This is a genomic window from Rhizobium sp. GW821-FHT14E12, from assembly GCF_058803745.1.
On record NZ_JBXAPH010000008.1, the window covers coordinates 71567 to 92525 of the forward strand.

Genomic DNA, 20959 nt, shown 5'->3' on the forward strand with positions numbered 1-20959 from the left:
CTTTTCATTAAAGGCTCGCCATGACCCAGACAGCACAGCCCGATACCGTTCTCATCGTCGATTTTGGCAGCCAGGTGACGCAGCTCATCGCACGGCGCGTGCGCGAAGCGGGCGTCTATTGCGAAATCATTCCCTTCCAGTCCGCCGAAGCCGGTTTTGAGCGGCTACAGCCGAAGGCCGTGATCCTCTCCGGCGGCCCAGCCTCGACCGTGGATGAAGGCTCGCCAAGAGCACCGCAGATCATTTTCGACAGCGGTGTGCCGGTGTTCGGTATCTGCTACGGCCAGCAGACCATTTGCATGCAGCTCGGCGGCAAGGTCGAAAGCGGTCATCACCGCGAATTCGGCCGCGCCTTCCTCGACGTCAACAAGGATTGCGCGCTGTTCGAGGGCCTCTGGTCCTCCGGTTCGCGCCACCAGGTCTGGATGAGCCATGGCGACCGCGTCACTGCATTGCCGGAAGGCTTCGAAGTCGTCGCCACCTCCTCGAACGCGCCCTATGCCTTCATCGCCGACGAGAAGCGCAAGTACTACGGCGTGCAGTTCCATCCGGAAGTCGTGCACACGCCCGACGGCGCCAAGCTGATCGGCAACTTCATTCACAATATCGCAGGGATCAAGGGCGACTGGTCGATGTCGGCCTATCGCGCCAAGGCGGTGCAGGCGATCCGCGATCAGGTCGGCGACAAGCGCGTCATCTGCGCCCTGTCGGGCGGCGTCGATTCCTCCGTCGCCGCATTGCTGATCCACGAAGCGGTCGGCGATCAGCTGACCTGCATCCTGGTCGACCACGGCCTGATGCGCAAGGACGAGGCGGCCAATGTCGTCGCCATGTTCAGCGAGCACTACAATCTGCATCTGCTGCATGTCGATGCCTCCGAGCGCTTCATCGGCGAGCTGGAGGGCGTCAGCGACCCCGAGACCAAGCGCAAGATCATCGGCCGTCTCTTCATCGAGACCTTCGAAGAAGAGGCCAAGAAGCTCGGCGGCGCCGATTTCCTCGGCCAGGGCACGCTTTACCCCGACGTCATCGAAAGCGTCTCCTTCACCGGCGGCCCCTCGGTCACCATCAAGTCGCATCACAATGTCGGCGGCCTGCCGGAGCGCATGAAGATGCAGCTCGTCGAGCCGCTGCGCGAACTCTTCAAGGACGAAGTGCGCGCGCTCGGCAAGGAGCTCGGCCTGCCCGACAGCTTCATCGGCCGCCACCCCTTCCCCGGCCCCGGCCTTGCCATCCGCTGCCCCGGTGGCATCACCCGCGAGAAGCTGGAAATACTGCGCGAAGCCGACGCCATCTATCTGGATGAAATCCGCAAGGCCGGTCTTTACGACGCCATCTGGCAGGCCTTTGCCGTGCTACTGCCGGTCCAGACCGTCGGCGTCATGGGCGATGGCCGTACCTATGAATTCGTCTGCGCACTGCGTGCCGTCACCTCCGTCGACGGCATGACCGCCGACTTCTACCACTACGACATGGAATTCCTCGGCCGCGCCGCGACCCGCATCATCAACGAAGTCCGCGGCATCAACCGCGTCGTTTATGACGTGACATCGAAGCCGCCGGGCACGATCGAGTGGGAATGAAGGGGAGTGTGGCCTTCCAATATTCGATCGCACGCTGCTCGAAGACGTTAGCGCGCGACCAGTTCTCGGCGTCAATCACACGGTTGTAGATCGATTACTGCTCCTTCTTGAACAAATCCTGGAAGATGAGCTGGCCCCAAGTGCGGCCGCGTGCGTGCACCAGGGCGCCACCCTCGTTGAACTTTCCCAACTTGACGGGTGCGAACCCGAGTTGTTTGGCCAAGACCGCCACGGGAGCGATCGCGTCCTCGTCGTCGCTCGATAAAAAGACAACCCGGTGGCCGCCCTCGACGACCGGATCGGTAGCCAGGGTAGCTGCAATCAGGTGATTGAAACCTTTCACGAGCTTGGCGCCGGTGAACGCCTTCGCGACGAAGGCGGAGGACGGGAGGCCGTCCAGCTCCTCAAGGGGAACCAACGCGTTCATCGCGTCGATGACCATCTTGCCTTCCCAGCTCGGCAGGGCCTTCGCAACCTCGCGATGCTCCCCGAACGGGACCGCCAAAATGATTGTGTCGGCCTCGAGTGCATCCCGCAGCGACTTGGCGACGACCGTGGGTCCAATCGCCCGAGCCTGCGGCGCCAACGCCTCGGGCGGCCGGCGGCTCGCGACGGTCACCTCGATGTTTTTACGGGCGAAGGCGTGGGCCAGGGCCTGGCCTATCTTCCCGAATCCTACAATCGCATAGCTCATAATGCTTCTCCGATCTCGTGTTAATATTGATTCCCCAGCCCCCGGCGGCGCTGGGTTATCCGTTTCGTTGCGTGGCGATCCGGCGCGAATTCAGATCGCCGAGAAGCCGCCGTCGACAGACAACTCCACCCCATTCACGAAGCTCGAATCGTCTGAAGCAAGAAACAGCGCGACCGCCGCAATTTCCTCGGGACGACCCATCTTTCCCCGCGGGATCAGGGATTCGAACATCTGCTTCGCCTCCTCGGTCAGAACTTGGTCCTGCATCGGCGTGGCGATCGGCCCCGGGTGCAGCACGTTCACCCGGATATTCCTGCCCTTCAGTTCGTTGAGCCACCCGCGTGCGAATGCGTGCAACGTCGCCTTACTCGCCGCATACACGCTGTAACCCGGAAAACCTTTGATCGAAGCAACCGACCCGGTCATGAAAATCGATCCGCCATCGTTGAACAGCGGCAACGCCTTTTGAACCGTAAACAGCGTGCCGCGCGCATTCAGGCCGAAGGTCGCATCGAAATGCTGCTCGGTAATCTCGCCCAGTGGGACGGCTTCGCCCGTGCCGGCGCTCGCGTACAGGATGTCGATCTTGCCCTTTTCCCGCCTGACCGTGTCAAACAGACGGTCGAGGTCGTCGAGATTGGCCGCGTCGCCGCGCACGCCGGTCACGTTCCGGCCGATCAGCTTCACGGCCTCGTCGAGCGCCTCCTGCCTCCGGCCCGTGATGAAGACATAGGCGCCTTCTTCAACGAACCGCTTGGCGCTCGCCAGCGCCATGCCGCTCGATCCACCCGTGATGACTGCAACCTTACCCTCAAGCTTTCCCATGACTTTTCCTTCCAGGCTCTGCCTTTGGTCGTTCGGGGACACCCCCGAGAACCTCAACATAGGTCCGCCGGGTTCAGGCATTCAGTGCGGAAGCGCGCACATCGGTGGTGCAAAATCGATCCGGCTGGACGACTGGTATCCGCCGTTCGGAATTGGGCCGCGCTCATCGACGTAAGCTATGATGACCGCCCGTACTGCTGTACGATGCGTCAGATACGGGCTTTGGAAGGCGCACCGCGTGGTGCCGGATTGCACCATGATCGACTGGGATGACATTCGCTACTTTCTTGCCGTGGCGCGCGGAGGTTCAGTGCGGGCCGCCGCCGAGGGCCTCGGCGTGTATCACTCGACCGTGCTGCGACGCATCGCGCAGCTCGAGGAACGCCTCGGGGCGCAGATGTTCGAAAAGCTGCCTTCGGGCTATCGCCTAACGGCCGCGGGCGAGGAGGTCCTCGAGCTCGCGAACCAGATGGAAGCGTCGTCGCACCAGCTGGAGACGCGCGTCCTCGGGCGCGACCAGAGCGTGCGCGAGCTTCTGCGGGTGACGTTGGCTCCGACCCTTGCGACACATCTGCTCATGCCGGATCTTGCCGATTTCGCGCGTCTGCATCCGGACATCGAGATGGACATCGTGTCGTCCGGCGAGCTGGCAAATCTGACCAATCGAGAGGCCGACGTGGCGATCCGCGTCGTCTACGACCGCAAAACCCTGCCGCTCAATCTTCACGGCCTGAAGGGACCGGAGCTCTTCAGCGGCGTCTACGTGTCTCGCGATCGACTGGCCGCGTGGCGTGCGGGTGCGCCGGATCCCATCCGGTGGATCGTCATAAGCATGCATGGAATTCCAGACTGGGCCAGCGAGGGCGAGGTTCGCACTACGGGGGTTCCGTTCAGGACCACGGACGGCGAGGCGCAGATCGTTGCAGTACGGCAAGGGCTCGGCATGACGACACTGCCGTGCTTCGTCGGAGATGCCGACCCCCTCCTGGTGAGAGTGCCGGGTACCGACCTGCACATGCATGGAACGCTCTGGCTTCTCACGCAGGGGGAGACACGCAAGACGAAGCGCGTGCAGCTCTTCACGGAGTTCGTATCCCGCAGGCTCGCTGCGTACGCTCCGCTTCTCGCGGGGCTGTCCATATCGCGCGACTGACGCCCGGCAGGTCGCCGGCGACGCTTGCCGTCATCGGGCCGGAAGCCGAGCTGCGATCACTTGAAGCGACGTCGTTCAATCCGCGAATGTTGCGCCGTATCGCAACCGGGGCGAAAGGCACTCTCTGGGCACCTTTCCCGGACGTGCCCAATCGCAAAATTCAGCAAATCGGGCCTGTCCGAGGAAGAACGAAGGGCGTGGCGCCCCTATTTGACGCTGATGCTCAGACCGCTGATATCGGCGTTGATTTGCAGGCCGACCTGCCTGCCCGTGAGTTCGAGCTGGGCGCCCTTGTCATTGGTCATGACGATCATCTGAGCCCCTTTGCCGACCGCGCCGCCACCGCCCGCTGCGCCGTAAATCCCCGTCACATCCTGGGGACGGCGAATGTGGCGCACGGTGCCTTGGAAATATGTCTTGGAGGCGCCGAAGGCGAGACCGCCCGAGATACCGCCGATCGAGACTGGATATTTGCGGCCGTGGAAGGTCAATGTGCCTTCGCCTCCGGAGCCGCCGACGAAGAAGGCAGCCTTGTAAACGGCGAAACGGATCGTACCGCTGTCGGCATGCGCGGCGCTGGCAAAGCCAATTCCCGCGGCAGCGATGGCGGCAACCGTGGCTGAACGAAATCCGGACGTAATATTCATGATGAGCTATTCCTCTAGAGCGCCGCTTAACCCAGCGGCCGGGCACGACGTCAGCGTCGTATCAAAGTTATAGATGAACAGTTTCGCGCGCCATTGGTTCCAAAGCACGATAATAACAAAGCGTTAGACTACATCCAAATAATTGACTGGCAACGAAGGTGACTGCGGTCAGTCACCTTTCTTTGGGCCAAGCACGCCGATCGTGTTCAGCCACCGTTCCACCAAGGTCGGCCAGCTGCCGATGGGAAGTTTGGTCTGGCGAAGACCGAAGGCGTGGTTGCCTTGCGCGTACAGATGCATTTCCGTGGGAACCCCGGCCTTCTGCAGCGCGATATAATAGGCAAGCGACTGCTCCACCCCATCGACCTGGTCGTCCTCGGCTTGCAACAGGAAGGTTGGCGGCGTGTCGGCGCTGACGGTGATGTCCGGGCGCAGCCTCATATCCGCCTCGTTGCGGGTGGCGCGATCCTCGTCCTCGTTTGCCCATAGATGGCCGGGGTAGAGCGCGATGGCGAAGTCCGGCCGGCTGCTCAGCTTGTCGGCATCATCTACAGGCGTGTATGTCCGTTGCAGGAAATGCGTGCTGACCGCGGCAACGAGATGCCCACCGGCGGAAAAGCCGATCACGCCGACCTTGTGAGGATCGACCTGCCACTGTGCTGCGTGTTGGCGCACCAGCCCCAGCGTACGCTGGGCATCCTGCAGGGCCGTTTGTACCTTCGGATAGTAGCGGTGTCCTTTTTCCCATGTCGGACCCGAGCTAGGCACCCGATACTTCAGCAGCACGCAAGTGATGCCGCGCGAGGTCAGCCAGTCGCAGATCTCCGTGCCCTCGATGTCCATGGCCAGGACCTTATAGCCCCCACCGGGAAACACCACCACGGCCGCGCCGGTGTTGTGGCCAACGGGGGCATATACGGTCATCGTCGGTTGGCTGACATCCGTCGCCGTCGCCGAGCCGGGAAGAACGGATTCGGGTTTCGCATCGGGCACGGCATCCGGCACCGCCCCGGGCCAGATCGGCACCTGTACGTGGCCGGGTGAAGGCTGCCAGACAGCGGAGTGCGCTTGTGAGCATGCACAAACAATGGCGAGCAGGGAAACTAGGAAGACCGATTTCTGCATGGGCTCAATGGATGCCTCGTTGCGGACCTCGATTCGTATTGGCGAACGAAAGGCGGGTCAACATGCATCGCAAGGTCTGTGATCAACAAGGCGCGGGGCGCGGACAACCCGTCAACTCCTCTATCCCCTCCGAGCGGTGATAATCCATGCGCGCGAGTCGAAGAGCACGCCCTCCGGGGTCATATGCGCCTCCAGTAGATCACGCAGCCGCTGCATTGCCTTGTCGGGTGCTTCGCCGGTTCGGGCGAGCGCGTCCTTCACAAGATAGAGGTTGATGAGTGCATCAAACGCCGTATCGACGTCGGAGCCGTAGAAGACCGGCTCCCGCACATCGATGAAATCAACCGAAACAAAGCCGGCTGTGCTCAGAAGTTCCGTGGCGATGGCGGGATCGCCTAGTGAGAACGGCGTCAAGGCACTCGCAGAAACGGCGGTTCCTGGGGCTAGGGCTTGCCGAATGGCACCAGACCACGCGTTGCGCTCCTGACCCTGCCACACCATCCAGGCAAGACGCGCGCCCGGACGCATCGCGCGGGCGACATTGGCAAACGCCGCCGCCGGATCGGCAAAGAACATCACGCCAAACCGGCTGATGCAGAGGTCGAAGCCGGCAGCGGGAAATGCGTGGTGCTGGGCATCACCCTCTTCAAACGCAATGTTTCGCAAGCCCGCTTCCTCGGCACGTCGTCGCGCAACCTCGAGCATCTCCAAGGACGTATCGACACCAATCGCGTTGCCTTCCACCGCAACATGGGCAGCCTCACGCGTCGACTGTCCCGATCCACAACCGATATCGAGCACGCGGTCACGCACGCCAACGCTGGCGGCGGCGCGCAAATGCCGGTTGTGCCGCTTTAATTCCGCGTCATAGAAGTCAGCGCGATTCAACATCTCCACCCTCGCTTGGTTTTGTTTCGGTCACTTGGTTGATGGGCAGCGTCAGCGATCATCCAACCTATCGCCCCTTTGGAAAACCGGTTGCATAATGAGATCGGTTATGGGATAACAAAACCAGTTGCGAAATGCAATCAGATATTTTGCAAGGGGGAGGAGCGACCGACATGAGTGAACGCATCATCATGGCTGACGGCGTGGAGATTGCCACGCAGGTTTTTGGCGACCCGACCGATCAGCCCACTCTGCTGATCATGGGAGCCATGGCTTCAATGTTGTGGTGGCCGGAGGCGTTTTGCCGACAGCTCGCCGCCCAGGGCCGTTATGTCATCCGCTATGACAATCGCGACACCGGCCTTTCGACCTTCTACGAGCCGGGCAGCTCTTCCTACACGATGGACGACATGGCCGAGGACGCAATGCGCGTGCTCGACGCTTACGACATCGACAGCGCCCATCTGGTCGGCATGTCGCTGGGCGGGATGATCGCGCAGATCGCGACGCTTGCCCATCCAGCACGGGTCAGGACGCTGACGCTGATCTCCACCACGCCGATCGGCATCGACACCTCTACTCTACCGCAGACCAGCGATAGCTATATGGAGCACGCGGCGGCGGGCGAGAACATCGATTGGACCGACAACGCTCAGGTCATCGACTTCATCGTTAGGGATGCGCGGATGATTGCGGGTACGGCGCACCCCCATGATGAGGCAGCTGCCCGTAATCTTGTCGAGCGCGATGTCAAGCGCGCCAAAAACTTCGTCAGTGCCACCAATCATTTCATGCTGAAGGGTGGCGATACCTGGAAAAACAAGCTCGGCGGGTTGGTCCCGCCCCTTCTCGTCATCCACGGTACGGCAGACCCGATCTTCCCCGTCGAGCATGGTGAATTGCTGGCAGAAACCGTCAAAGGCGCAAAGCTTCTTCGTCTCGAGGGCGGCGGCCATGAAATTCATCCCGAGGATTGGGATGAAATCATTGCGGCTATCGACACTCACACCGGTGCACAGCGTCGATAGGGGCCGGATCGCGAAAAAATCGCGGGACATTGTCGGTTTCCGAAAGCTCCATTCGTCGTTCCGATGTGAGGCCGATAAGGCCGGTTCAAACAAGGAGACAGACGATGCGTGTGATGGTTCTGGTGAAGGCTACCGACGACAGCGAAAAGGGGTTTGTCCCCACGCCCGAAACCATGGAGATGATGGCGGCAATGGGCAGATTTAACGATGAGCTTCGCAATGCCGGCATCCTGGTTGCCGCCGATGGCCTCAAACCCTCGTCGCATGGCAAGCGCATTGCCTTCGATGGTCCGGGCCGTACTGTCATCGACGGGCCTTTCACCGAGGCCCGCGAGCTGGTTGCCGGCTTCTGGCTCTGGGAGGTCAAGGACATGGACGAGGCGGTCGCCTGGGTGAAGCGCTGCCCCAATCCCATGCCGGGACCGAGCGAGATCGAAATTCGGCCGCTATACGAGATGGCCGATTTGCGCCAATAATCTGGCGCCGAAGATAATGGAATGCGCCCTCGCTGTCGCAGGGACATTTGATATGCAGGAGAATGCCATGGCCGCCGACATGGATGAGCAATCCGAAATCGCAGCGCAGGCGGCCGGGCTAGCGGAAATTCTTGCCCCTCGCCTTTCCGTGGTCTTCTGCGGCTTGAACCCTGCCCTTTCCGCTCATCTAGACGGCCACAACTTCTCGAACCGAAGCAACCGCTTTTGGCGCGTCCTGCATCTTGCCGGATTTACCCCTCGCCTGCTGCGGGCGGAGGAAGAACGCGAGATGCTGCGATATGGCTTGGGCCTGACATCGGCGGTCTCGCGTCCCACGAAGAGCGCCAGCGAGCTCAAGAAGCGCGATTACATCACCGCCGCTCCTGCGCTGGAAGACAAGATCAGAAAGCTTGCGCCGGGGAATCTGGCATTTCTAGGCAAGGCGGCCTATGCGGCGATCAGCCTTCGAGCGCATGTCGAATGGGGCAGGCAGCCGGACGAATTCGCGGGCGCTTCAATCTGGGTGCTTCCAAATCCGAGCGGACTCAACAGGGCATTTGATCTGACGAGATTGACGGAACATTATCACGAGATGAAATTGGCGGTTGACCGGGCGGCGATCCCTGTCGAATAGCCGCAAGGAACCGCCCTACCCCACGCCGCCGGCTCACCGGACTAGCGGTGAGACGTTCCGGGTCTTCAAAGCGAAGTCCCGGAACTTGGAGTTTCAGTATGCCTCACTTCACCGCGATCACGACCTTGCCCTTGGCGCGACCGGTCTCGACGTAAGCCAAGGCGTCGTTGGTCTTCTCGAACGGAAACACCCGATCGATGACGGGGCGTATGGCTCCTGCCTCGATTAGCGCGGCGATCTGCCCGAGCTGTTCGCCACTCGGCTTCATGAAGAGAAACGAATAGCTGACGCCCTGACGTTTCGATTTCCTGCGGATACCGAAGCTCAACAGACGCATGACCTGCTGAAGCAGCCAGCCGGAACCGTTTTCCCTGGCAAACTCCGGATCCGGCGGACCGGAGATCGAGATGAGCTTCCCGCCCGGCTTCAGAACGCGCACTGATTTCTCCAGCGTATCCTTGCCAACACTGTTCAGCACGACGTCATAGCCCTGCAGGACATTTTCGAAATCGTCCTTCTTGTAGTCGACGACGACATCCGCTCCGAGGCCTCTGACGAGATCGACATTGGCGGTGCTCGTGGTCGTCGCCACGGTCGCGCCGATATGTTTGGCGAGCTGGATGGCGATCGCCCCGACGCCGCCCGAGCCGGCATGGATCAGAACCTTCTGCCCCTTCTTCAGCTTTGCCCGCTCGACAAGCGCCTGCCAGGCGGTCAGCGCAACGAGCGGCATCGATGCCGCCTCTTCCATCGTCAGGGTCTTCGGTTTTGCCGCCACATCGGCCTCGTTCATCGCGATGAACTCCGCGAAGGTGCCGATGCGGTCCTTGGCCGGACGCGCATAGACTTCGTCACCCGGCTTGAAGCGCCGGACCTTGGAGCCGACCCGGACCACGACACCCGCTGCATCATTGCCTAGGATCAGCGGCAGGCGGTATGGCAGGATGAGTTTGAACTCGCCGTCCCTGATCTTGCCATCCAGCGGGTTGACGCTGGTGGCATGGATCTGGATCAGGACGTCGTTTTCCCGCAATGCTGGCTCGGGGACTTCGCCAAGGCGCAGAGCTGCGCCCTTCGCATAGCGATCGATCAGAAATGCCTTCATGATAACAACTCTCGTTTCCTAAGATTGCGGCGCTAGCGGCTCAGGCGGGAAGCCTGTTGAATTTCCGGAGATTTTTGTCGACGAACGACTCCGGCAGGAAGCGGCGTATGAAGCGGACCTGGCCCGCCGCCTTTCCTGCAGTGTACCGCCGTTTCGGTGCGGTTGCATTGGCCGCCTTGACCACCATGTCGGCAACGATCTCGGGGGCATCCCCGGTCTCGACGATCTCACGCATCAGCGTCTCGGCGTCGGCACGGACAGTATCATACACGGGAAGCGGCTGATCCGGTCGCGTGAGATTTTCCTCGAAAGCCGTGCGGGTAACGCCGGGTTCTACGAGCACAACGCGGATGCCTTGCGTCCGCACCTCATGGTCGAGCGATTCCGAATAGCCCTCGATGGCGTGCTTGGTCGACGCATAGAGAGCGTTGAACGGGGCCGGGATGAGCCCGAGGATGGAGCTCAGGTTGATGATCCGGCCCTTTCGCTGGCGTCTCATGACAGGCAGAACAGCATTCGTCAGGCGCACGACACCGAAGACATTGACGTCGAATAGAGCCTTTGCCTGTGCGGCGGAGGACTCCTCGGCACCACCGAGCAGCCCGATCCCGGCATTGTTGACGAGAAGATCGATCCGTCCCGCGCGGCTGACGACATCATCGACCACATTCTGCACGGACCTGTCATCGGTGACGTCGCAGACCAGCATTACTACGCCATCCGATGTATCGGCCATCGGCTTGCGGCTGGTTCCGAACACCCGGTAGCCATTGCGCCGCAGTGCTCGTGCCGTTGCCAGCCCAATGCCGGAGGAAGCGCCTGTGACCAGGGCGACGCCGCGTTCTTTATTACTCATTTCTCTCAGCTTTCATTTTTGTCGTGGAACATCGATGAAAACTAAGTTACTATCATTTCGAAACTAAGTCACTATCAAAAAGATACTAACATGCAGAATCTTTCAGACCAACCATGCCTGATCGCCCGCAGCCTCGCTTTGGTGGGGGATGCATGGAGTATGCTGATCCTGCGGGATGCCCATACCGGGCTCACCCGCTTCGATGAATTCCGCAAGAGCCTCAGCATCGCTCCGACCATCCTCACCCGACGGCTTGCGGCGCTGACCGAGGATGGATTGCTGGAGAAACGGCGCTACTCGGAGCGGCCGCCGCGCGATGAATACGTGCTGACCGAAGCGGGCCTGGACTTCCTGCCGGTCTTGTTCGCGATCGGCGCCTGGGGGCGAAAACACCGCAACGCAGACGGTGTCACCCGGTTCTTCGACGCAGAGACCGGAGACGAGATCGATCCTGTCACCATCGATCGCGCGACCGGTGCTCCGATCGGAACCCGCCCGATCCGCATCGTTATGCCCGAGTGAACCGCACCAACCCGACGAAAGAGCGGCCTTCCGGCTAATCGGCCGCTATCTCATCTTTCAAATGCAGCGCGAAACCGGTCGCGGCGGCCTCACCCAACTCCGGGCGGAGCTGCATGCTCGGGATCAGATAATCGCCGCCATTCTGTTGCCGATAGGGAATGGGCGGCGTGGAGCCGAGTGTCCTCATCCGCTCGCGCAGGCCTTCGGCAACGGACCCGAAGCCGGCTTCATCGAGACGATCGACGCTGTAGGTCACGAAGGGCGGCAGCACGTCATAGCCAGGATAATAGAGGATGCCGTGATTGATCGGGAAGAGCAGGTCGTCGATTGGTCCGTTGACCCCGCGCGATGAGTAATGCGCCTCCCAGCCGCCGGCCGTGACGATCAGCATGGCGCGCTTGCCGGCAAGCGTTCCTTCCCCGTAGCGGTCCCCCCAACGCTGATCGCTGTGCTCACCGACGCCATAGGCGAAGCCGTAGGCAAAGACCCGCTCGACCCAGCCCTTCAGAATGGCCGGCATGGAGAACCACCAGAGAGGGAATTGCAGGATCAGCGTATCCGCCCACAGAAGCTTCTCGATCTCGGCTTTGACATCGTCGGTCAACGTGTCGGCATCAAAGGCATTTTTGGATGCCGCGACCGCTATAAGGCGTGCGTCCGGCGCCAGCGAGGGAAAATCATCACGATCGATCTCGGATTTCCAGTCATCGGCATAGAGATCCGAAACCCGCACCTCATGGCCCTGGGCTTCCAGCTCCTTGATGGCGACGTCGCGCAGCGCGCCGTTGAGCGAGCGCGGTTCGGGATGAGCAAAGACAAGCAGAACTTTCATGGGGCAGCGATCCCTGTGTGATGGAAGATTGACCCACAAAGTAGTCAGCACCGGAGTGATCCGCTATATCTAGGCAATGGATAAGATTGTGCCGAAAAATGGATAAATCCGATGTCACGCTGGAGCGCATGCGAACCTTCGTCCGCGTGGCCGAGCGCGGCAGCCTGTCCGCGGTGGCGCGCGAGCTCGCAATAGGCCAGTCGACCGTGACACGGCATCTGCGGGAGCTTGAGGAGGCTGTGGGCGTGCCCCTGCTTTCGCGCACCACCCGACGCGTCACCATGACCGATGAGGGCAGCCGCTATTATGCCGACAGCATCCAGATCCTGCGGCTTGTCGAACAGGCCGGCGATGAGGCGCGCAGCACGCGCGGGGCGCCGGCTGGCACGATCCGCATATCCTGCACGGCCGCCTTCGGCGTCCTGCACGCCAGCCGGCTGATCTTTGCCTTCCAGGACCGCTATCCCGAGATCGCGGTCGATCTCAGCCTCACCGACGAGCGTATCGACCTCGTCGAGGAAGGCGTCGATATCGCGTTGCGCCTCGGTCCGCTTACCGACAGCTCGATGAAGCTGCGAGCCCTTGGTCAGAGCCGCCGCCTGCTGGCCGTCGCACCTGCCTATCTGGCGGCGCGGGGAACACCTGTCGTCCCACAGGATTTGTCCGGTCATGAGGGCATCCGGATGTCGAACATAGCGGGCAGCGATACGCTCGTTCTGGAAGGCCCGGATGGCAATCGCCATCTGGTGCCCTTCGGCGGACGGTTCCGGGTCGACCATGGACTTGCGGCACGCGAGGCCCTCGTCGCGGGACGCGGCATCGCCCCCACCCATCACTGGCTCGTCGATGACCTCCTGACGAACGGCCGGCTCGTGGCAATTCTGCCGGACTATGCACTGCCACCGGTTCCGCTCAGCATGCTGATCGTTCCCGAGCGGGCGGGAATTGCCCGGGTCCGGCTGCTGATCGACTTTCTCGCGGAGCAGATCGCCGATATGCCGGGCATCGAGCAGTCGCGACCGGAGCGTTAGCGAACGATATTTTCTTCACTGCCCGTGGGACTGATCAGCTCACAATGCTTCCGCATAGGGAAAGATCAATTCTCCCGAGGCCATCATGTTCGGAGAGACCACGGCCTGCCTTGAGCCATCCTTGAACTGATCAGCCCCGTGGCCAACGATCCCCTGAAACTGAACCTGCAGGACACGCGGATGTACCCATTCACCATTCTTGCCGAATTTCACCTCGCCCATGACCGTGTCGAAGGTCGCGTCGCGCGCGAAGGCTGATAGGCGGGTGTCATCAAGTCCGCCCGTCGCCTCGACGGCCTCAGCGACCACCTGCATCTGCGCATAGGCGAGCGGCGCCATATAATGCCCGAGCGGATCGACGCCGGCGGCGACGCGCGCCTGATAATTATCCAGAAACGCCCGAACCCCGGGGAACATCATCTTGGGGACCGGCACCCAATATTCGTAATTGACGAAGCCGTTGAGCAGCGGGCCGAGTACGGTTTTCACCGCGGTGTTCTGCGGACCGATCATGCCGGCGCCGACCATCTTCGGGCGGAACGGGTGAGCATGGATGGCGCGCACGAGGCCGACCGAGTCGTTGAGATAGGAACAGAGGAACAGCAGGTCGCAACCGCTCACGGCAACAGCATCGATGACCGGCGTGAAATTCTCGGTCGCCAGCGGATAGGTAGCTTCATGGACAATCCGGAAGCCGTATTTATCCGCATTGGCCTTGGCGCCAAGAATGGGATTCTTGGAAAATTCGGCGCCCGCCGACAGGAGCGCCACGGTTTCGGGTCGCGGGGTCTGCGCGGCGGCAAGCTCGAAGAAGCCTTCGGTGAGTGCCGCGTTCGGATCCGGCCCGGTCGGGATCATGGCGAAATAATTCGGATAAGCGAGCGTGTTGTTGACGCCGAGCCCCATCAAACCGACGAAAAAGCGCTGCCGCTCGATGATTGACGGCATTGCCGGCAACAGGGTGTTGGTACCGTAGCCGCCGATGACGATATCGACCTTGTCTTCGTCCATCAGCCGTTCGTAGAGACCGGGAACGCGCGAGGCGTCGGCCTGATCGTCGTAGCAGACGAGTTCGACGGGGCGGCCGAGCAGCCCGCCCCTGTTGTTGATATCATCGCGCCAAATCTCATGAGCGAGCCGCGCCGACAGGCTATTGCCCGCGACGGGACCGGTCAGCGACAGGCAGTAGCCGATACGGATCGGCGCGGGCGAGGAGGACATGATCAGATGCCCGTTGCGGTGCGCCCGGCGAGAAGCTGCAGCTCCCAGGCCAGGGCGACGCCGCTCGCCCCACCATGTTCGAGAACGACGCCCTCAACGCCGGTCGCCGTCTCTTCGCGCGCCCAATCGCGCTGCCATTCGCCGAGCACAGCCATCCAGGTGATCGGCACCGCGCCGGCGGCCACCATGCGGCGCACGGCCATGTCATGGGCTTCCAGCGTGACGCCGCCCGATGCGTCGGTAACGATGAAGACGTCATATCCCTCGGCAAGTGCCTGGATCGCCGGCATGGCGAGGCAGATCTCGGTGTAGAGCGCGGCCAGCACGAGCTGCTTGCGCCCACTCCTCTTGACGATATCGGTCACCTTCGGGTCTTCCCAGGTGTTGATGAAAGTGCGGTCGATCGGCTTCTGGTCCGGAAAGACGTCCTGAAGCCCTTTGATAATGTAGCCGCCACGCTCCTCGATCACCGTGGTCAGGATCGTCGGCACGTCGAAGACCTTCGCCGTCTTGGCAAGGCCGATGACGTTGTTGACGATCGTCGCCGGGTCATGGCTGTTCAGATTGGTGAACTGGTAGGGCTGATGGTCGATGAGCACGAGGATGCTGTCCTCGGGGCGAAGCAGCGCTTCGAGGCCGGTCTTGGGCATGGTAACTCCTTGAATATGCAGGCGACGCGTCAGGCGCCGGCGGGGTCGATGAAGACGTGGAGGGTCCGGATTTTGCCGCCCTCGAAATGAGCGACATCGGTTCCCGTCACGGCCACGGGGCCGTTCGGCGGTCCGGACTGCCAGCGCAGCCGGCCGACGCCATGATGACCGACGGCAGGACCGATCGCAGTGAAGGCGAAGTTTGGCGGCAGGCTCGACAACAGTGCCGTCACCGCCTCGTTGATGGCGATATGCCCGGTCGCCGCAGCATCCGGCTCGTAAAGCACGGCATCTTCCGCGTAGAGCTCGCGGATCGCCGCCACGCGCCGCCCGGCTTCACGCTCGCCGAACACCCGGATGAGGTTCGCCTGCATCCGGCCGTTATAATCGATAGATTCCATGATCATTCTCCACTTGTCCCGATCGAGGCGTCGAGGTGGCAAGCGTCGTGAAATGCGCGAAGCGTCCTCTTTCGCCTGTCCGGTCGAGGGATTATTGCTCCGCCATCTTGTGGAATGCACTGTTCGATTCTGCGGTTTTCAGTCCGAATCCGCTACGGGATCACGATCAATTTGTCCGATCGCGCCGCCACGCCGCCGGCGTCGCTCCGGTAAGTTTCCGGAACGTCCTCCCGAAATGCACGGCATCGGCAAAGCCGTTTGCCTCGGCCACCTGATCGAGGGACGCGCGCGTGCCGATCAGCTGCGCCTGCGCGCGACGGATGCGCGCGTCGAGCTGCCAGCGATAGGGCGCCATCCCGGTCGATGCCTTGAACGCCCGGCTGAAATGCGCCTGCGAGAGGCTCGCCAGCGCCGCCAGATGCGCGAGGTCGACGCGCTCGGGCAGATGCTCGTTCAGATACTCCACAACACGCCGAAGCTGCCAGGCGGCAAGGCCCTTGCCATCAGCGCCAGGCGGCAGTGGATCGGCAAAGAGCCGCGCTGCGATCGCAGTGGTCAGCCCATCGCCATAGAGCTGCGACGACGGGTCGGGATCGTTCACCGCGTCCGAGAGCAGCTTGATCAGGGTCCAGATACGATCATCGGAAAAGCGCAGACGCGGCGCGGACGCAGCATCTGCATCGAATTCCGTGGCTATCCCTTCGCCTAGCACCGCGAGATCGAAGGTCAGGGTTGCGTCCTTCACGAAACGGCAGTCGGCGCTGTAACCCCACATCTCCATGCCGCCCGGCGCGAAGTCCATGTGCCTCGGCATATAACCGACAGGGCACGGCTGGGTCTCGCGCAGGCGCGGCTCGCACGGATTGCCGCCGACCTCTTCAAGCAGAGCGATGAGGCGGGGCTTCGTCTCGTGAGGGAATTGATGAACCACCCTGCCAGAGCAATGCCATTCATTGAGTTTGACACCCACACCGTTCCAGACCCGCTGCGACACCGACAGGTTGAGGATGTTTTCGGGTAAAGACGCCGAGACGTCTGCGCGGGCCAGCAAAGATGCACACTCCGACCGTCGAGAAGAACCATGTGACCCTTTTGTACCCGAAAAGGCCGAAACCTTAAACGGCTCCGGCGTTCGAATTCGTTGACGAACTGTTCGCCAATGCGCCTCATAGGCTCAGACCAAGCCGCACCCTATTCCTATCGCACGGCATGACGCGGCCCAGCTTCTCGCCCCGTCTAAAACCCCAGGGATTGCTGCACGGGCTTCGGCGGCGCGAGCTGGACGCCTTCGAGCTCCAGCATGCGGGTCTTGGCGGTCGAGCCGCCGGGCGCCGAAAAGCCGCCGATCTTGCCGCCGGCGGCAAGCACGCGATGGCAGGGGATGATCAGCGCCACAGGGTTCCGCGCCATGGCCTGGCCGACATCGCGTGCGGCTTCCGGTCCCGCGCCGAGCTGTTTGGCCAGCGCGCCATAGGTCGTCGTGTGGCCCCATCCGATCTGGCGCGCCGCGGCATAGACGCGCTCGAAGAAGCTATCCAGTTCGCCGAGATCCAGCTTGATGCCGGAAAAGTCGATTTCCTCGCCTGCAAAATAGCGCTTCACGGCGGCGACGGCGTCAGTCACCTCCGGCGACGGCGTGCCCGGCCTGGCATCGTCGGGCAGACGCTGCCGCAGAAAGCGCTCGGTCGAGCCGGCGCTTTTCGACGGCAACTGAAAGCGCGTGACGCCGATATCGTTCCAGGCGATCCCGCAGAAACCGCCTGCGGTTTCGAAGATCAGATAATATTGCTGTGCATCGCTCATGGCGGAATCTCCATGTTTCCACTTGGCCATGAGAATCGTGCTTCGGACAGCCAAGTTCAACCCGATTCTTGCGTGAGCTATATGTTCACTCTTTGTTCTTGATTTTGCAACTATGCGACCTTAAGATACGCCGAATTTTCGCGTACAGGACAAGGCAGGGCCATTTGGCTTTGAAGCAATCCCATGAGGAACAACGGACAGCTTTCGCTCAATCTCGGAGCGGGATCGCGGATGCGAAAATCCAAAGCCGATCCAACGCATGTGGAGGCTCTTTATTTCGCCATCCTGCCGGATCCGGACGTAGCCTCGGCAAGTGTCGACCTGGCGAACGATCTGCGCCTGCGACATGGCTTTACGGCAAAGCCGCGACGCCCGGATCTGTCTCATATCTCGCTTTACCAAATCGGCTCCTATCGCGGCCTGCCGGAGGAAGCGGCGTTTGCGGCGATGCAGGCAGCATCGACCGTCAGGAGGCGGTCCTTCCAGGTGGAGTTTGACCGGGCCGTCAGCTTCGGAGGTGGCGACAATCGCCCGCTGGTTCTCTGGAACAGGGAAGGAAATGCGGAGCTGAAGGCGCTCCGTCGGGAGTTGGATGAAGCCATGCAGCTCACCGGGTTTGCCAATGACGACGGAGGAAAATTCGAGCCGCATATGACGCTGCTCTACAAGGGCCATCTCATTCCGGAAGTGACGCTCGAAAGGCCCGTTTCATGGACCGTCCGGGATTTCGTGCTCGTCAACAGCCTGCAGAGCAAGGCCAGGCACGAGCATCTCTGCTACTGGCTGCTATCGGACTGAGATACGCTGCTCTTTGCTGCCGGCCCGATCGCCGTGATCGCATCGTCGACGCTGAAGCTGCAACGACTGTCGACACTCGCCATGCCGGCCGCTGTCATGAGATCGCGAACCCGGTCGTGGACGCGGGCGAATTGCAGGCGGATGCCGGCGACGCGCATCGCGCCGTCGAACTCCATCAGTGCATCGAGCGCGGTACTGTCGAGATCGGAGCTCTCCTCGAGGCTAAGGACGACAGCCCTGATCCCCGCTTCTCCCCGGCTAAGGGAGAGGATCTCACCGAAGATCGTATCGGCATTGCCGAAGAACAGCGGCTCGCCGGGGCGCCAGATGGCGACGCCGGGTGTTTCCGATGCCTCCTGATGACGGCTGAGGTCAACGAAATTGTGACTGCTCCCGAGCCGTCCGAGCCGGGCGATATAGGGCGAGGCCAGGCGATGCATCATCGCGGCCAGCGACAGTGCGATCGCCAGCAGCATGCCGTTGAGGACCCCGAAAATCAGCACGCCCGCCGTGGCGCCGAGCGCGACGTAGAAGTCGCGATGGAGCCGCCTGAGACGCAGGATCGGGCTGGGGTCGAGCGCATGCGTGAGCGCCGCGATCACCACGGCGGCAAGCACCGGCTCCGGCAACCGTGCCACTAGCGGTCCGGCGCAGGCAATCAGGATGGCAAGGCCGATAGCGGCGAAGACCGCCGTGGCGCGTGTTTTCGCGCCCGCTGCCTCGCTGGCGAAGCCGGCGGAAAAACCGGCGCCGACCGGCATGCCCTGGACGACGGCGCTGGCGATATTGGCAAAGCCGAGCGCGCCCAGTTCGCGATTGACCGCCAGCGTATCGCCATAGCGCAGCGCCAAGGCCCGCATCGTCCCCCAGGATTCGGCAAAGAGAATGAGCACCAGCGGCACGGTGAACTGCGCCAGCCGCGAATAGGCCGCCCAGCCGGCATCGGGCAGCGACGGCCATTGCGGCAGAACCTCGATCGTCCCGACAAGCTTTACGCCATGACCGGCAAGGTCAAAGACGAAAGAGCTGAGAATGCCGGCGGCCAGCACGAGGAAAGCGCCGGGAATGCCCGGCAGGCGCTTAAGCAGCAGCAAAGCGGCGAGCGCCACGACACCGACCGCGACGCTCACCGGATTCCATTGCGGGATCGCCGCAAACAGCGCGGCGGCATAGCTGAAGATATTGGAGCCCTGTACGGAGGCGCCGACCAGAATCGGCAGCTGATGCAGGATGATGGTGATCGCCAGCCCGAGCGCGAAGCCGCGCAGCACCGGGCGCGAGATGAAGCCGGTGATGCCGCCGAGGCGCAGCGCGGCGGCGATGACGAAGAGAATGCCGGCAAGGGCGACGGCAACGGTCGCAAGGCCGGCCTTGACCGTCGCGTCCCCCGGCACGATCGCCAGCGTGGCCGCCAGAATGGCGGCGGAAGACGATGTCGGCGAGACGATCGCGAAGCGGCTGCGCCCGAAGATCGCGTAGACCAGACAGCCGGCGATACCGGCGAGAATAGCCCGATGCGGCGGCAGGCCGGCAATGCCGGCATAGGCAACGGCCTCCGGCAGCATCAGGCCGGCCACCGATATGCCCGCAATGACATCGGCTTTGTTGATTGCGGGCAAGCCACTCAACTTCGTCATCGATCACCGACCATGGAAATCGTCCATTCGACTATGTGTAGAGATTCGCTAATGAGCTGCAACAGGAAAACAAAGGGCGCGAACCATCGCCCTAGCCGGCCGCGTCCGCATCGCGAAGCGGGCAGCTTCTGCCAATCGTTTCGCTGACAAAATCCATCACCGCCCGGATGGCGGGCGAGCGGCGGAGATCGGGATAGGTCACCAGCCAGAGGTCGCGCGTCGGCGACGGGATGGCCGTCGACAACCGCATGAGAGCCGCCTCGCCGTCACCCAGGAACGCGGGGAGAGCCACGACGCCGAGACCAGCGCGCGCGGCCTCCAGCTGGCCGAAGATATCGCCCGCGCGGAAGACGATGGGCCGGCCGACCAAGAGGCTGCGTAGCCAGGTCTGCTGCGTCAGATGCTCCAGCGCCGCGTCATATCCGATGAAGACCCAGTCTTCCTCCGGCGCCTCCGCAATATCAGGCGTGGCGTAGAGCCCAAAACGCATGACGCCAATGCGCCGCACCAGAAGATCGCTCTCCTCAGGGCGCGTCATACGCACAGCGATGTCGGCTTCTCCATGATCGAGCGCCGCCCGTCTTGTCACACCGGCGATGGTCAGCGTGATGTCGGGATGCTCGGCACGGAAGCCGACTGCCTTTGGGGCAATCAGATGGGCGGCGATGGATGGCGGCGCGCTGATCTTGACGGCGGCGGACAGACCGGCGACGGCGCTCTTCGAATAACGCCTGATCGCCTCGACATTCTCCTCCATGCCGACCACCAGCTCGGCAATCGCCCGGCCATCGGCCGTCAGCGGCGAGGTGCGCGGCCGGCGGTCGATCAGGCGAAGGTCAAGCGTGCGCTCCAGCGCGGCGATGCGCCGGCCGACGGTGGCGTGATCGACCCCAAGCTCGCGCGCGGCCGCCGAGAGCGAGCCGGTCCGCGCCAGAGAGGCAAAATGAAGAAGGTCCTGCCAATCGATCATCTGTGCATTATTGCACAGATATGGTGAGCTCATACCGAATTTATTCAGACGCGGCTTTGTGATCAAAACTGCGTCTGAAA

At 62.1% G+C, this 20959-nt stretch carries 23 protein-coding genes; 8 read left to right on the forward strand and 15 right to left on the reverse strand.

Annotated elements, in window-relative coordinates:
• The first annotated feature begins 20 nt into the window (after positions 1–20).
• The gene (gene guaA, locus AC1RO0_RS24410) at positions 21–1583 is read left to right on the forward strand and encodes a glutamine-hydrolyzing GMP synthase (protein ID WP_498595175.1); all 1563 of its coding nucleotides are present in this window, start codon (positions 21–23) and stop codon (positions 1581–1583) included.
• 94 nt (positions 1584–1677) lie between these two features.
• Here guaA and AC1RO0_RS24415 read toward each other — a convergent pair whose 3' ends face one another.
• Both AC1RO0_RS24415 and AC1RO0_RS24420 read right to left on the reverse strand, forming a co-directional pair.
• A complete protein-coding gene (locus tag AC1RO0_RS24415; protein WP_498595176.1) occupies positions 1678–2277 on the reverse strand; it encodes an NADPH-dependent F420 reductase in 600 nt (199 codons plus the stop codon).
• A 90-nt stretch (positions 2278–2367) separates the two neighbouring features.
• Positions 2368–3102 (reverse strand): SDR family NAD(P)-dependent oxidoreductase, encoded by a 735-nt coding sequence (locus AC1RO0_RS24420; RefSeq protein ID WP_498595177.1) that lies wholly within the window; start codon positions 3100–3102, stop codon positions 2368–2370.
• A 256-nt stretch (positions 3103–3358) separates the two neighbouring features.
• Here AC1RO0_RS24420 and AC1RO0_RS24425 point away from each other — a divergent pair, with 256 nt between their 5' ends.
• Positions 3359–4255, forward strand: a complete 897-nt coding sequence (locus AC1RO0_RS24425) for a LysR family transcriptional regulator (RefSeq protein WP_498595178.1) — start codon at positions 3359–3361, stop codon at positions 4253–4255.
• A gap of 206 nt (positions 4256–4461) precedes the next feature.
• Here AC1RO0_RS24425 and AC1RO0_RS24430 read toward each other — a convergent pair whose 3' ends face one another.
• From AC1RO0_RS24430 to AC1RO0_RS24440, 3 genes are all read right to left on the reverse strand, one after another.
• Positions 4462–4902 carry a hypothetical protein gene (locus tag AC1RO0_RS24430; protein ID WP_498595179.1) on the reverse strand — a complete coding sequence of 147 codons (441 nt, stop codon included), beginning with the start codon at positions 4900–4902 and terminating at the stop codon, positions 4462–4464.
• 168 nt (positions 4903–5070) lie between these two features.
• The gene (locus AC1RO0_RS24435; protein WP_498595180.1) at positions 5071–5928 is read right to left on the reverse strand and encodes an alpha/beta hydrolase; all 858 of its coding nucleotides are present in this window, start codon (positions 5926–5928) and stop codon (positions 5071–5073) included.
• 219 nt (positions 5929–6147) lie between these two features.
• Entirely contained in the window at positions 6148–6918 is a 771-nt protein-coding gene (locus AC1RO0_RS24440) for a class I SAM-dependent methyltransferase (protein WP_498595181.1), read from the reverse strand.
• Between the two features lie 170 nt (positions 6919–7088).
• On the opposite strand from AC1RO0_RS24440, the gene AC1RO0_RS24445 reads away from it, so the two are divergent.
• From AC1RO0_RS24445 to mug, 3 genes are all read left to right on the forward strand, one after another.
• Positions 7089–7943, forward strand: a complete 855-nt coding sequence (locus AC1RO0_RS24445) for an alpha/beta fold hydrolase (protein ID WP_498595182.1) — start codon at positions 7089–7091, stop codon at positions 7941–7943.
• 104 nt (positions 7944–8047) lie between these two features.
• Positions 8048–8419 (forward strand): YciI family protein, encoded by a 372-nt coding sequence (locus AC1RO0_RS24450; protein WP_498595183.1) that lies wholly within the window; start codon positions 8048–8050, stop codon positions 8417–8419.
• Between the two features lie 67 nt (positions 8420–8486).
• On the forward strand, positions 8487–9053 hold the full coding sequence (mug, locus tag AC1RO0_RS24455; protein ID WP_498595184.1) for a G/U mismatch-specific DNA glycosylase: 567 nt from the start codon (positions 8487–8489) through the stop codon (positions 9051–9053).
• 103 nt (positions 9054–9156) lie between these two features.
• Here mug and AC1RO0_RS24460 read toward each other — a convergent pair whose 3' ends face one another.
• Entirely contained in the window at positions 9157–10158 is a 1002-nt protein-coding gene (locus tag AC1RO0_RS24460) for an NADP-dependent oxidoreductase (RefSeq protein WP_498595185.1), read from the reverse strand.
• Between the two features lie 40 nt (positions 10159–10198).
• Positions 10199–11014 carry an oxidoreductase gene (locus AC1RO0_RS24465; protein WP_498595186.1) on the reverse strand — a complete coding sequence of 272 codons (816 nt, stop codon included), beginning with the start codon at positions 11012–11014 and terminating at the stop codon, positions 10199–10201.
• Between the two features lie 90 nt (positions 11015–11104).
• On the opposite strand from AC1RO0_RS24465, the gene AC1RO0_RS24470 reads away from it, so the two are divergent.
• Complete coding sequence (locus AC1RO0_RS24470) at positions 11105–11536, forward strand: winged helix-turn-helix transcriptional regulator (RefSeq protein ID WP_498595187.1); 432 nt, start codon at positions 11105–11107, stop codon at positions 11534–11536.
• 34 nt (positions 11537–11570) lie between these two features.
• Here AC1RO0_RS24470 and AC1RO0_RS24475 read toward each other — a convergent pair whose 3' ends face one another.
• On the reverse strand, positions 11571–12368 hold the full coding sequence (locus AC1RO0_RS24475) for an NAD(P)H-dependent oxidoreductase (RefSeq protein WP_498595188.1): 798 nt from the start codon (positions 12366–12368) through the stop codon (positions 11571–11573).
• Between the two features lie 98 nt (positions 12369–12466).
• Here AC1RO0_RS24475 and AC1RO0_RS24480 point away from each other — a divergent pair, with 98 nt between their 5' ends.
• The gene (locus tag AC1RO0_RS24480) at positions 12467–13399 is read left to right on the forward strand and encodes a LysR family transcriptional regulator (RefSeq protein WP_498595189.1); all 933 of its coding nucleotides are present in this window, start codon (positions 12467–12469) and stop codon (positions 13397–13399) included.
• 39 nt (positions 13400–13438) lie between these two features.
• On the opposite strand, the gene AC1RO0_RS24485 is transcribed toward AC1RO0_RS24480, so the two are convergent.
• The 5 genes from AC1RO0_RS24485 to AC1RO0_RS24505 all read right to left on the reverse strand — a co-directional run bounded on the left by AC1RO0_RS24485 (position 13439) and on the right by AC1RO0_RS24505 (position 17474).
• Positions 13439–14620 carry an amino acid ABC transporter substrate-binding protein gene (locus tag AC1RO0_RS24485; protein ID WP_498595190.1) on the reverse strand — a complete coding sequence of 394 codons (1182 nt, stop codon included), beginning with the start codon at positions 14618–14620 and terminating at the stop codon, positions 13439–13441.
• Positions 14621–14622: 2 nt separating this feature from the next.
• The gene (locus AC1RO0_RS24490) at positions 14623–15270 is read right to left on the reverse strand and encodes a hydrolase (protein WP_498595191.1); all 648 of its coding nucleotides are present in this window, start codon (positions 15268–15270) and stop codon (positions 14623–14625) included.
• A gap of 29 nt (positions 15271–15299) precedes the next feature.
• Positions 15300–15671 carry a nuclear transport factor 2 family protein gene (locus tag AC1RO0_RS24495; protein ID WP_498595192.1) on the reverse strand — a complete coding sequence of 124 codons (372 nt, stop codon included), beginning with the start codon at positions 15669–15671 and terminating at the stop codon, positions 15300–15302.
• A 166-nt stretch (positions 15672–15837) separates the two neighbouring features.
• Positions 15838–16722, reverse strand: coding sequence for a helix-turn-helix domain-containing protein (locus AC1RO0_RS24500; RefSeq protein WP_498595193.1), 885 nt, complete (start codon positions 16720–16722; stop codon positions 15838–15840).
• 185 nt (positions 16723–16907) lie between these two features.
• The gene (locus AC1RO0_RS24505; protein ID WP_498595194.1) at positions 16908–17474 is read right to left on the reverse strand and encodes a methylated-DNA--[protein]-cysteine S-methyltransferase; all 567 of its coding nucleotides are present in this window, start codon (positions 17472–17474) and stop codon (positions 16908–16910) included.
• Positions 17475–17705: 231 nt separating this feature from the next.
• Between AC1RO0_RS24505 and AC1RO0_RS24510 the strand changes: the two genes are divergently transcribed.
• Positions 17706–18272 (forward strand): 2'-5' RNA ligase family protein, encoded by a 567-nt coding sequence (locus tag AC1RO0_RS24510; protein WP_498595195.1) that lies wholly within the window; start codon positions 17706–17708, stop codon positions 18270–18272.
• Here AC1RO0_RS24510 and AC1RO0_RS24515 read toward each other — a convergent pair.
• Both AC1RO0_RS24515 and AC1RO0_RS24520 read right to left on the reverse strand, forming a co-directional pair.
• Positions 18251–19909: a SulP family inorganic anion transporter gene (locus tag AC1RO0_RS24515; RefSeq protein ID WP_498595196.1), complete on the reverse strand. Its 1659-nt coding sequence runs from the start codon at positions 19907–19909 to the stop codon at positions 18251–18253. The genes AC1RO0_RS24510 and AC1RO0_RS24515 overlap by 22 nt on opposite strands.
• A 91-nt stretch (positions 19910–20000) precedes the next feature.
• On the reverse strand, positions 20001–20912 hold the full coding sequence (locus AC1RO0_RS24520; protein WP_498595197.1) for a LysR family transcriptional regulator: 912 nt from the start codon (positions 20910–20912) through the stop codon (positions 20001–20003).
• Positions 20913–20959: the final 47 nt, after the last annotated feature.